The organism is Pseudomonas sp. 1176_21 (assembly GCF_052850635.1).
Window position 1 is genome coordinate 344,979 of record NZ_VXCV01000001.1, and the last position, 12,357, is coordinate 357,335.

Consider the following 12,357-nt stretch of genomic DNA (forward strand, 5'->3'; position numbering starts at 1 on the left):
TAACCAATAAGCTTTCTTCGCCCTCTTCAAGGAGCCCCCCATGAGCGTTCAATTCATCGGCATGATCGGCCACCGCCTGTCTTCGGAGACCCTCGATCCGACTGGCCCGATCTTCGACAAGGCGTACATCACCCGTTTTGCCCAGGTGCACGAGCAGGCAGGCTTCGACCGGATTCTGGTGGGGTACTGGTCGGATCAGCCCGACGGCTTTCTGGTCACGGCCCTGGCCGGGCTGGCGGCGCCGCGTATCGGCTTTCTGCTGGCGCATCGCCCCGGCTTCGTGGCGCCGACCCTGGCCGCGCGCAAGCTGGCAACCCTCGATCACCTGCTCGACGGACGCCTGGCGCTGCACGTGATCAGTGGCGGCAATGACGGCGAGCAACGCAAGGACGGCGACTACCTCGACCACGACCAGCGCTATGCGCGTAGCGACGAGTTTCTGGAGGTGGTGCGCAAGGTCTGGACCGAAGACACCCCCTTCGATCATCACGGCACCTTCTACCAGGCGCAGAACGCCTTCTCCGCCATCAAGCCTGTGCAAAAGCCGCACCTGCCGGTGTTCTTCGGTGGTTCTTCGGCGGCGGCCCTGGAAGTGGCCGGCAAGCATGCCGATGTGTTCGCGCTGTGGGGCGAGTCGCTGGAGCAGACCCGCGAAACCATTCAGGCAGTACGTGCCCAGGCGGCCTTGCACGGGCGCCAGGTGCAGTTCAGCGTGTCGTTCCGGCCGATCATCGCCGATACCGAAGCTGCGGCCTGGGCCAAGGCCGATGCCATTCTCGATACCGCTCGCCAGCGCCTGGAGCGCGCCGGCCCGGTGGTGGCCAACAAGCCGCAGAGCGTCGGTGCGCAGCGCCTGCTGGACACCGTGGCGCAAGGCGAGCGCGTGGATGAGCGCCTGTGGACCGGTATGGCCGCACTGGTTGGCGGTGGGCACAACTCCACCGCGCTGGTGGGAACCCCCGAGCAGGTGGCCGATGCCTTGCTGGCGTACTACGACCTGGGCGTGACCACCTTTCTGATTCGCGGGTTCGACCCGATCAACGACGCCGCCGACTACGGCCGCGAGCTGATCCCGCTGACCCACGCCAAGGTCGCGGCGCGCCAGGCACAACGCAGCGCCTGAACGGCGCAGCAACCCCAACCCCACCCCGAGACCGCACGCGCGGATCGCCTTGCCTTGTGCCGTACCGGCACCTGGAGACCTGCGTGCGAGATGCTCTGCAACGGGCCGCCACTGCGCGCCCGCATTCCCTGACCCTGAACCTCGATGCCCGCGAAGTGCTGGCCGGCTGCCTGTTCCTGGGCTTCGGCCTGACCGGGCTGCTGGTGGGCAGCGCCTATGCCAGCGGCACGGCGATGCGCATGGGCGCAGGCTACTTTCCCTGGCTGGTGAGCCTGGCCCTGTGCGGGCTGGGCGTGGCCTTGCTGGTGCGCGGCCTGTGGCTGGGCCGCGAGAAGGTCACGCTGGACGGGTTGTTCATCGTCCGCCCGGCGCTGGCCATCAGTGCCAGCGTGGTGGCGTTCGCGCTGCTGCTGCCCAGCCTTGGCCTGGCGCTGGCGACCCTGTGCATGACGCTGCTCAGCGGCCTGGGCCGGCACAAGGCGCACCTGGGCGAACTGCTGGCGGTGGGCAGCGCGCTGGGGCTGTTCAGCGTGCTGGTGTTCGGCTACGGGCTGGGCCTGAACCTGCCGGCCTGGCCTGTCTGAGGAGTGACCCATGGAGCTGTTGGCACACCTGGGTATCGGCCTTGAAGCCGCCTTCACCCTGAACAACCTGCTGTACTGCCTGATCGGTGTGACCCTGGGCACGCTGGTGGGGGTGCTGCCCGGCCTGGGGCCGGTGGCCACCATCGCCATGCTGCTGCCGATCACCTACGGCCTGAGCCCGGCCGCGGCATTGATCATGCTGTCGGGCATCTATTACGGCGCCCAGTACGGCGGCTCGACCACGGCGATCCTGGTCAACCTGCCGGGCGAGTCGTCCTCGGTGGTGACCTGCCTGGACGGCCATGCCATGGCACGCAAGGGCCGGGCCGGGGCGGCCCTGGCCATTGCCGCGATCGGTTCGTTCATCGCCGGCAGCCTGTCGATCCTGCTGCTGGCCGCTGCTGCCGCACCGCTGGCCGAGGTGGCGCTGAAGTTCGGCCCGGCCGAGTACTTCTCGCTGATGCTGCTGGGCCTGGTGGCCGCCGTGGTGCTGGCCCAGGGCGACGTGCTCAAGGCCGTGGCCATGACCCTGCTGGGCCTGCTGCTGGGCCTGGTGGGCACCGACGTGAATTCCGGGGTGGAGCGCTTTACCTTCGGCCTGCCCCAGTTGAGCGACGGCATCAGTTTCGTGGTGATCTCGATGGGCATCTTCGGCATCGCCGAAATCATCGCCAACCTGGAGCGCAGCCGCGGCCAGCCGCCCCAGGTGGCGCGGGTGGGCAGCCTGATGCCGACCCGCGAAGACTACCGGCGCAGCTGGAAGCCGATGCTGCGCGGCACCGGCCTGGGCGCGGTGCTGGGCGTGCTGCCGGGGGGCGGGGCGATGCTGGGCGCGTTTGCCTCGTACATGGTCGAAAAGCGTATCGCCAGGCACCCCGAGCGCTTCGGCCAGGGCGCCATCGAGGGCGTGGCCGGGCCGGAGTCTGCCAACAACGCCGGGGCGCAGACCTCGTTCATCCCGATGCTGGTGCTGGGCCTGCCTTCCAACGCGGTGATGGCGCTGATGGCCGGGGCCATGATGATCCACGGCATCGTGCCGGGCCCGCAGGTGATCGACGAGCGCCCCGAGCTGTTCTGGGGGCTGATCGTGAGCATGTGGATCGGCAACCTGTTGCTGCTGGTGCTCAACCTGCCGCTGGTGGGGATCTGGGTGCGGCTGCTGTCGGTGCCGTACCGCCTGCTGTACCCGTCGATCCTGCTGTTCTGCTGCATTGGCGTGTACAGCGTCAACAACAGCCTGTTCGACGTGCTGCTCACGGTGGCGTTCGGCTTGCTGGGCTACCTGTTCATCAAGCTGCGCTGCGAGCCGGCGCCACTGCTTCTGGGCTATCTGCTCGGCCCGTTGATGGAGGAGAACCTGCGCCGGGCGATGCTGCTGTCGCGGGGCGACCCCACGGTGTTCGTCACCCGGCCATTGAGCCTGACCCTGTTGATTCTGTGCGTGCTGGCGGTGGGGCTGATGCTCATCCCGCGGGTGCGCGCCACGCGCCATGTGGCCTTCAGTGAAGACTGAGGGCTGCTTCAACCCTGACTGTTCCAGGACCCTTGCATGAAAATCATCCTACCGCTCAAGTTTGCCCTGGCCGCACTGGCCCTGGGCGTTGCCGCACTGGCCCAGGCCGATACCTACCCGAGCCGCGCCGTGACCCTGGTGGTGCCGTTCCCGCCGGGCGGCGCTGCCGATACCGTGGGGCGCTACTACGCCGAGCAGTTGTCGGCCTCGCTGGGCCAGCCGGTGGTGGTCGACAACAAGCCCGGTGCCGGCACCGCAATCGCCGCCGAGGCCGTGGCCAAGGCCAAACCCGATGGCTACACGCTGTCGCTGGCCACCGCCGGGCAGCTGACCATACTGCCCAACCTGCAGAAGGGCCTGCGCTACGACCCGCTGCAGGACTTCACGCCCGTGGCGGTGCTGGCCTCGGTGCCCAACGTGGTGGCCGTACCGGCTGCCAGCAAGGTCGACACGCTGCAGGCGCTGATCGACCAGGCCAAGGCGCGCCCTGGCGCGTTGAGCTATTCGTCGTGCGGCAACGGCACCCTGTGCCACCTGTCCGGGGAGTTGCTGAAGAACCTGGCGGGCATCGACCTGCTGCACGTGCCGTACAAGTGCAGTGCGCCGGCGGTCACGGCGGTGCTGGGCGGCGAGGTGGATGTGGCGGTGGATACCCTCACCGTGCTGGCCCCGCAGATCCAGGCCGGCAAGCTCAAGGGGCTGGTGCTCAGCAGCGCGCAGCGCTCGCCGTTGCTGCCAGGGGTGCCGAGTGCCAGCGAGGCAGGCCTGCCGGGGTTCGAGGCATCGGGCTGGTTCGGCCTGGTGCTGCCCAAGGGCGCTTCGCCGCAGCTGGTCGAGCAGTTGAGCGCGGCGATTGCCGCGATTGCCCAGGCGCCGCAGACCGCCGAGCGGTTCGCGCAGAACGGGATCAGCGTCGAGCACAGTACCCCGGCGGGGTTTGCCAAGCTGATTGCCGATGACGGCGCACGGTGGGGCGAGGTGATCCGGGCGGGCAACATCACGCTGGAGTGAGGCCCGCTGCCTTGGCTGATGCGGGGCAGGGCGGGGCTGCTACAGCGCCAGCCGCTGCGCCGTGACGCTGCCGAACAGCTCCACCGGCTCCTGCAGGTTGCCCAGGTAGCTGGGGTGAAACAGCCACAGGTCGACCTGGGGCTTGAAGTCGCTGACGTTGACCACTTCAAGCAGGTCGCGATGACGGCTGGCGGCCAGCAGCGGCTCGGGCACCAGCCCCAGGCCCTGGCCGTTGGCGACCAGGCCCAGTTGCAGTTCGGTGCCGAAGGTTTCCAGGTTGATCTGCAGCGACAGCCCCTGCTCGCTCAAGGCGCGCTGCAAGCCGGCGCGAAACCCGCAGCCGTCGGGGTTGAGCACCCAGCCCTGGCTGTAGCAGTCCTTGAGCTTGTAGCTGCGCTTGCTGGCGCTGCCCTTGGCGGCCACCACCCGCAGGTGCATGCGACCGATGGAACGGCTGGCGATGCCTTCGGGGAAGATCTTGCCGGAGGGGAACAGCGCGGCGGCCGCATCCAGCTCGCCGTTTTCCATCCTGGCGATCAGCGCGCTGCCCCAGCCGCTGGCGACCTGGGTCCGCAGCTCGGGGTAGGCCTGGCGAATCTGCGCCAGGGCATCGAGCAGCACCACATCGCCGATGGTCTGCGGCACGCCCAGGCGCAGGGTGCCGCTGGGCGAGCCGTGGCTGGCCACCAGCTCGCGCAGGGTGTCGATCTCGCGCAGGATGGCCTTGCACTGTTCGTACACGCGCCAGCCCATGGGCGTGGGCTTGAGCGGCTTGGTGTTGCGGTCGAGCAGGTTGGTGCCCAGGTCTTCCTCGAAGTTCTGCACGCGTCGTGTGATGGCCGGCTGCGTCAACTGCAGCGACTGCGCCGCAAGGTTGGTCGACTGGCAGCGAATGACGGCGACGAAGGCGTCCATGTCATCGATCTTCATATTCGGCTCTCACATAGTCTGGCGTTGAAAAATGTCTTTCAAGAATAATCTTTTTTGCTCGGCCAGGTAGAAAGCGTGTACAGGTTTTTTCAACGCGCCAGCGCTGCCCAGATCTTGCTGCGCAAGTCGCGCTCGCTGAACGGCTTCTGGATCACCGTCGAATGGCTCAGCCCCAGCACGTCGGTATTGGCATAGCCAGTCACGAACACCACCGGCAACTGCGGGTAGGAGCGCTTGACCAGGGCCGCCAGCTCGCCGCCGGTCATGCCCGGCATGGCGTAGTCGGTCAGCAGCAGGTCGATCTCGGGGCTCAGCATGTTCAGTGCATCCGGGCCGTTGCGCGCCTGCACCACCTTCAGGCCAAACGATTCCAGCAAGGTGGCCGTGAGGGTACGCACGGTGCTGTCATCGTCCACCAGCAGGATGGTCGAGCCCAGCGGCTGATGCGGTTCACTCACCGGCGCAGGGCTGGGCAGCACGGCCACGGCGTCGCCCTGGATCCGCGGCAGGTACACGCTGACCGTGGTGCCGACATCCAGGGTGGTTTCGATGCGCACCCCGCCACCGGACTGCTTGGCGAAACCGAACACCTGGGCCAGCCCCAGCCCCGATCCATGCCCCACCGGCTTGGTGGTGAAGAACGGCTCGAAGGCCCTGAGCAGGGTGTCCTCGTTCATGCCGCTGCCCGAGTCCACGATGGAGAACACCACGTAGTGGCCGGGTTCCGGGTCTTCGGGCCGCAGGGGCGCGGCCTCCACGGTGACGTTGTGGGTACGCAGCAGCACCGAGCCGGGCCCGTTGGCCATGGCGTCGCGGGCGTTGATGATGAGGTTGAGGATGATCATCTCGGTCTGGGTCAGGTCCGCCGAGGCGGTCCACAGGTCCGGGGCCAGCGACATCTCTACCCAGATATTGGCCCCCAGCGCCTTGTTCAGCAGGCTCTGCATGCCGCGCACGGTGGCGTTCAGGTCCACCGGGCGCGGTTGCAGGCGCTGGCGGCGCGAGAACGACAGCAGCTGGGCCGTGAGCCGGGCGCCACGTTCACCGGCATCGGTGATGTGTTCCAGCCGGGTGCGGGCCTTGTCCAGGTTGCCGCGGGCAATGTCGCGCGTGGCAAAGGTCGCGCTGGTGAGGATCACCGTGAGCAGGTTGTTGAAGTCGTGGGCCACTCCAGCCGTCAGCTGGCCGACCACTTCCAGGCGCTGCATCTGCTGCAGCGTGGCTTCCACGCGTTCCTTCTCGTCGATCTGTTCGCGCAGGCGCTTGTTGGTGGCGGCCAGTTCCTCGACCACCGCACGCTCATCGGTGATGTCGCGCACCGCGGCGTACATCAGGCCGTTCTCCGGCACGATGGTCCAGGACAGCCACCGGTAGTCGCCGTTGGCGTGGCGCATGCGGTTGACGAAGCGGGTCGATACGTTGCCGCTGGCGATGCTGCGGGTTTCCTTGATGGTGGCGTCCAGATCGAGGGGGTGGATCAGCTCCCACAGGCGCAGGCTGCCGATCTGGTCCCGCGACCAGCCCAGCGCCGCCTCCCAGGCCGGGTTGAAGTTGATCGGGGTCATGTCGAAGCGCAGCACCCCCAGCAGTTCACGCGACAGCTCCCAGGTGCGGTCGCGCTCGCGGGTGCGTTGCTCCACGCGCTCGCCCAGGGTTTCGGTCAACTGCACCAGGGCCTGGGTGGCGACCTTGCGCTCGCTGATGTCCTGCATCACCCCGCTGAAACGCACGCAACGGCCATCCTTGAACAGCGAACGGCCGTTGGAGTTGATCCAGCGCAGGCGACCGCCCGACAACTGCACGCGGTATTCGGCATGGAACACCGATTCGCAGCTCAGGGCCTGCTCGACCTTGGCCCGCAGCATTGCCCGGTCGTCGGGGTGGCAGTGCTCCAGCACCTGGTCAAGGTGCAGGTTGCAGCTGGGCGTGACTTCGTACAGGGCGCGGCAGCGCTCGTCCCACAGCACCGAGCCGCTGGGCACGCTCAGTTCCCACACGCCCATCTCGGCAGCCTGGATGGCCAGGCGGGCGCGGGTCTCGACCTCTTCGAGGGCGTTTTCCGCAGCGCGGCGCTTCTCGCGTTCGCGCACTTCGAGCACGGCGCGGCGGATGGCCTTGGGCAGCACCTTGAGGTTCTGCTTGAGCACGTAGTCGACCGCGCCCAGGCGCATGGTCTCCACCGCCTGCTGTTCGCCGAAGATGCCGGACAGGAAGATGAACGGCGTTTCCGGGGCCGCCCGCTGGGCCACCTCGAGCACCTGGATGCCCGACGAGGAGGGCAGCAGGTAGTCGCACACGATCACGTCGAAGGTGTGCTGCTGCATGGCCTCGCAGGCGCCGATGTGATCGTGCACCACCACCGGGTCGACCTGCAGGCCATAGCGCTCCAGCGTCAACAGCGTGAGCTCGACGTCGTGGGTGCTGTCTTCGATCAGCAGCAGCTTTATTCTGGGGAGCGGCGTCGGCGCTCCGGGCTCTCGTCTAGGCATGTCTTGTCATCATGACTTGGGGCGACGCACGACCCGGGTGGAACCGGGCGGTGGCTCGTTGAGCACGGCCCAGAAAATCCCCAGGTCGGAGATGGCGCCGACGAACTCCTTGAATTCCACGGGTTTGACCACGTAGGCATTCACGCCCAGCTGATAGGCGCGGTCCAGGTCCGGCTCTTCGCGGGACGAGGTCAGCATCACCACCGGAATGCTGCGCAGGTCGGCCGAGTCGCGCACCTGTTCGAGCACCTCCAGGCCATCGACCTTGGGCAGCTTGAGGTCGAGCAGCAGCACTGCCGGGTTGCCTTGCGGGCGGTCGGCATGGCTGTTCCTGCGGAACAGGTAGTCCAGCGCCTCGGCGCCGTCGCGTACCACGATCACCTCGTTGGCCAGCTGGCTGCGCTCGAGCGCGAGCAGGGTCAGTTCGAGGTCGTTGGGGTTGTCTTCTACCAGGAGTATCGGTTTGAGCATGGAGCGCCCTCGTGTGGGTCATGCAGTGGGCATGAGGGTTTTCTTTGGAAGTGAAAAATAGAACGTCGCGCCCTGGTCCGGGACACCGTGGGCCCATACCGTGCCGCCATGGCGCTCGATGATGCGCCGCACATTGGCCAGGCCGATGCCGGTGCCTTCGAACTCCTCCATGCGGTGCAGGCGCTGGAACACGCCGAACAGCTTGTTGGCGTACTGCATGTCGAAGCCGACGCCGTTGTCGCGCACGCTGATCACGTGGGCGTCGTCGCGTTCCTGCACGTCGACCTCGATCAGCGCCACCGGCCGGCCGCGGGTGTACTTGATGGCGTTGGCGATGAGGTTGCGCAGGGCCAGGTGCAGGAAGGCCGGGTCGGCCACCACGATCGGCAGGGCGTTGAAGGTCCAGCGGATGTCCCGGCCCTCGTAGTCGGGCAGCATCTCCAGCTTGATGGAGGCGACCATCGCCGACAGGTTGACGTCGGACAGGTGCATGGCGCACCGGCCCATCTGCGAGAAGCTCAGCAGGTTGTCCACCAGGGTGCCGGCGAACTTGGCGGAGTTCTCGATGGTGCCCAGAAAGCGCAGGCTGCGCTCGGACATGTTGGCGCCTTCGGCATCGCTGAGCAGCTCGGCGTAGCCGGCGATATGACGCAGCGGCGCGCGCAGGTCGTGGGAAACGCTGTAGGAGAAGGCTTCCAGTTCCTTGTTGGTCTTTTCCAGGGATTCGGACAGTTGCGCCAGTTCTTCGGCCTTGCGCAGCACGATGCCGAGGATGGCCTGGCGCAGCTCCTGCACGCCCTCGATTTCGCTGGGGTCCCAGGGGGTCGAGAAGCCTTCGACGATCTGCTGCCACTGCTCGAAGCTTTCGCGCGGGTTCAGCGAGCCGCTCTGGGCGATGCTTTTTTCCGGGCGGCCGGCCCAGTGCACCACCTGGGACTGCTGGGGTTTGAACCAGATCAGGTAATGCGGGTGCAGTTCGGAAATGGACACGGCAAGGATGCCGCTGGCCATGTCGGCCAGCCCCGTCAGGTGCGGGATATCGCGCCCGGCGTTGTCGGTATGGAACACCTCGGCGTCGCCGCGGGCGGTCAGCCAGCCCACCAGGGCCATGATCCGCGCCTGGGGCGGGGTGTGCCCGTAGGTATCGCAGCCGGTGCTGGACACCACTGCGGCACCGGCGGCGCCGACGAAGTCGGTGAAGATGTCGGGCAGGGCGCGCAGGCCCAGGCGCACGCTGTCCTGGTCGGCGATGGCGCCCAGCAGCTGCACGATGCGCTGGCGGATCTCGAGCATGCGCGCGTGGCGCAGGTGGGCTTCGCGGGTCTCGATCTGCAGCGACAGCACCCGGCCCAGCAGTTCGCAGGCGGTACGCACCTGAAAGCTCACGCTGCGCGGGGTGCGGTGATGACACGACACCAGCCCCCACAACCGGCCCTCGACCACGATGGAAACCGACATCGAGGCCCAGGTCTGCATGTTGCGCATGTATTGCAGGTGCACGGGCGAGACGCTGCGCAGGGTCGAGAAGCTCAGGTCCAGGGGTTGGCCGGTGAGCAGGTTGGCGGCCGGCAGCAGGCGCGCCGGCTGGTAGTCGGCATCCTCGATCACGCGGATGCGGTTGGCACAGTACAGCGCCCGGGCCTGCGCCGGGATGTCCGAAGCAGGGAAGCACAGGCCCTTGTAGCTGGGGTAGTCGTCGTCGACCAGCTCGGCGTTGACCAGCCCGTTGCCCTCGGTGTCGAAGCGGTAGGACTTGACCCGGCCGAACCCGGTCAGGCGCTTGATCACGCGCACCGCCCGCTCGCACAGCTCGTCGATGCTCTCGCTGTCCGGTGCGCCGCCAACGAAGGAGCGCACCAGCGGGTACAGCCGCGAGCTCGGCGCCGGCACGGCGGCCGGGCGCTGGAATTCGGCGATCAGCACCTGGTCGTGGCGGTGCAGCATCATCGGCAGGCGCTGCGCCTGCTGGCCGATCAGAAACTGTACGTCGGCCACGTGATAGGGCTGGGACTGGTCTTCGTCGAGTTCGCCCAGTTGCTCGACGAAACTGCAACCGTCCTGCACCACCGCATCGAAATGCACGCCCAGCAAGGCGTCGATCTCCACCCCCAGCCAGTCCGGCAGGTTCTCGCTGACCTGGCGGATCAACATGGCCGGCTCCTGCACCACGACCATGAACCCCTGGGGCTGAATGCTGCCGGGGGTACGGATCTGTTCACGGGCGCAGTTGGCCAGGGCGATCTGGAAAGCGTCGCTGGGGTGGGTGGTGGTCACAAGATCCCTCCTGAAGGCGTGTTGGCAGGCCGTGCAGGGGAAGGGCACAAGCGATCCCGGCCAAGTGTAGAAAGCGCGGACAAGGTATCAAATCCTGTGGTTTCACGATGCTAAAACTGATCCTTAGCTGATGAATTGGTTCAGTTTGATAGCGTTTTGCCCGTGCCCTGGCGCCGCCGCGGCCCGATCCAAGGGAACCCCACTGACTGCACCGGGTCGCTTGTACGGCTTGTCATGCGCGATCCATGAGCCACACTCACTGGATCGTCTCGTAATGCAATTGGGGGGATATGCCATGAAGTTCGCAAGGAACGTGGCCACATTGGGCCTGGCCGTGTCACTGGCGGCCGGCCAGGCGCAGGGGGCGGAATCGAAGAAAGTCGATGTACTGCTGGTGGGAGGCGGCATCATGAGCGCCACGCTGGCAATCTGGCTCAACGAGCTGGAGCCGGGCTGGTCGATGGAGATGGTCGAGCGCCTGGACGGGGTGGCCGAGGAAAGCTCCAACGGCTGGAACAACGCCGGCACCGGGCACTCGGCGCTGGCCGAGCTGAACTACACGCCCGAGGACAAGGACGGCAAGATCAACATCACCAAGGCGGTCGAGATCAACGAGGCGTTCCAGGTGACGCGCCAGTTCCTGGCCTGGCAGGTCAAGAACGGGGTGCTGAAGAACCCGCGCTCGTTCATCAATTCCACGCCGCACATGAGCTTCGTGTGGGGTGACGACAACATCAGTTTCCTCAAGCGCCGCTACGAGGCGCTGCAGGCCAGCCCCCTGTTCCGGCCGATGCAGTACTCCGAAGACCCGGCGCAGATCCGCAAGTGGGTGCCGCTGATGATGGAGGGCCGCGACCCCAACCAGAAGATCGCCGCCACCTGGACGCCGATCGGCACCGACGTGAACTTCGGCGAGATCACCCGCCAGTTCGTGGCGCACCTGCAGCAGCAGGAGAATTTCTCGCTCAAGCTGTCCAGCGAGGTCGAGGACATCCGTCGCAATGACGACGGCTCCTGGCATGTGGAGTACAAGAACCTCAAGAGCGGCGAGAAGTCGACCGCCGATGCCAAGTTCCTGTTCATCGGTGCCGGCGGCGCGGCGCTGCCGCTGCTGCAGAAGTCCGGCATTCCCGAGGCCCAGGACTACGCGGGCTTCCCGGTGGGCGGCTCGTTCCTGGTCACCGACAACCCCACCATCGCCCAGCAGCACATGGCCAAGGCCTACGGCATCGCCGCCACGGGCGCGCCGCCGATGTCGGTGCCGCACCTGGATACCCGGGTACTCGATGGCAAGCGGGTGATCCTGTTCGGGCCGTTCGCGACCTTCTCCACCAAGTTTCTCAAGGAAGGCTCGTACCTGGACCTGTTCTCCAGCATGACCACCCATAACCTGTGGCCCATGACCAAGGTGGGGATCGACCAGTTCGACCTGGTGCAGTACCTGGCAGGCCAGCTGATGCAATCGGACGACGACCGCTTCGAGGCGCTGCAGACCTACTTCCCCCAGGCCAAGAAGGAAGACTGGCGCCTGTGGCAGGCCGGGCAACGGGTGCAGATCATCAAGCGCGACAAGGAAAAGGGCGGGGTGCTCAAGCTGGGCACCGAGGTGGTGAGCGCGGCCGATGGCAGCATTGCCGGGCTGCTGGGCGCATCGCCCGGCGCATCCACGGCGGCGCCGATCATGCTCGAAGTGCTGCAGAAGGTGTTCAAGGACAAGGTCGCCAGCCCGGCCTGGCAGCAGAAGCTGCACCAGATCGTGCCCAGCTACGGCACCCACCTGAACGACGACCCGGCCCGGGTGCAGCAGGAGTGGGCCTACACCAGCGAGATACTGCAGCTTGCGCCGCCACCGGGCATCGATACCCAGGCGCCGCAGCAGTCGCCGGCCACCGACCCGATCGGCCAGAAGCACAGCGACTCGGACCCTGACCTGGCGCCATGACCGTCGATGGCTACCTGTCA

At 66.8% G+C, this 12,357-nt stretch carries 9 protein-coding genes; 5 read left to right on the forward strand and 4 right to left on the reverse strand.

Features of this window, described 5'->3' with window-relative positions:
* The first annotated feature begins 40 nt into the window (after positions 1–40).
* From FW760_RS01875 to FW760_RS01890, 4 genes are all read left to right on the forward strand, one after another.
* Positions 41–1,123: an LLM class flavin-dependent oxidoreductase gene (locus FW760_RS01875; protein WP_043864036.1), complete on the forward strand. Its 1,083-nt coding sequence runs from the start codon at positions 41–43 to the stop codon at positions 1,121–1,123.
* 83 nt (positions 1,124–1,206) lie between these two features.
* Positions 1,207–1,707 (forward strand): tripartite tricarboxylate transporter TctB family protein, encoded by a 501-nt coding sequence (locus FW760_RS01880; protein WP_235384379.1) that lies wholly within the window; start codon positions 1,207–1,209, stop codon positions 1,705–1,707.
* 10 nt (positions 1,708–1,717) lie between these two features.
* Entirely contained in the window at positions 1,718–3,220 is a 1,503-nt protein-coding gene (locus FW760_RS01885) for a tripartite tricarboxylate transporter permease (protein WP_043864035.1), read from the forward strand.
* 36 nt (positions 3,221–3,256) lie between these two features.
* Complete coding sequence (locus FW760_RS01890) at positions 3,257–4,231, forward strand: Bug family tripartite tricarboxylate transporter substrate binding protein (protein ID WP_446443537.1); 975 nt, start codon at positions 3,257–3,259, stop codon at positions 4,229–4,231.
* A gap of 39 nt (positions 4,232–4,270) precedes the next feature.
* On the opposite strand, the gene FW760_RS01895 is transcribed toward FW760_RS01890, so the two are convergent.
* The 4 genes from FW760_RS01895 to FW760_RS01910 all read right to left on the reverse strand — a co-directional run bounded on the left by FW760_RS01895 (position 4,271) and on the right by FW760_RS01910 (position 10,395).
* Positions 4,271–5,161 carry a LysR family transcriptional regulator gene (locus FW760_RS01895; RefSeq protein WP_054914352.1) on the reverse strand — a complete coding sequence of 297 codons (891 nt, stop codon included), beginning with the start codon at positions 5,159–5,161 and terminating at the stop codon, positions 4,271–4,273.
* A gap of 89 nt (positions 5,162–5,250) precedes the next feature.
* Positions 5,251–7,650: a hybrid sensor histidine kinase/response regulator gene (locus FW760_RS01900; protein WP_043864032.1), complete on the reverse strand. Its 2,400-nt coding sequence runs from the start codon at positions 7,648–7,650 to the stop codon at positions 5,251–5,253.
* 9 nt (positions 7,651–7,659) lie between these two features.
* Positions 7,660–8,121: a response regulator gene (locus FW760_RS01905; RefSeq protein WP_043864031.1), complete on the reverse strand. Its 462-nt coding sequence runs from the start codon at positions 8,119–8,121 to the stop codon at positions 7,660–7,662.
* Between the two features lie 18 nt (positions 8,122–8,139).
* Positions 8,140–10,395, reverse strand: coding sequence for an ATP-binding protein (locus tag FW760_RS01910; protein WP_254999888.1), 2,256 nt, complete (start codon positions 10,393–10,395; stop codon positions 8,140–8,142).
* A 295-nt stretch (positions 10,396–10,690) separates the two neighbouring features.
* Here FW760_RS01910 and mqo point away from each other — a divergent pair, with 295 nt between their 5' ends.
* Positions 10,691–12,337 carry a malate dehydrogenase (quinone) gene (mqo, locus tag FW760_RS01915; RefSeq protein WP_058540324.1) on the forward strand — a complete coding sequence of 549 codons (1,647 nt, stop codon included), beginning with the start codon at positions 10,691–10,693 and terminating at the stop codon, positions 12,335–12,337.
* The last annotated feature ends 20 nt before the right edge of the window (positions 12,338–12,357 follow it).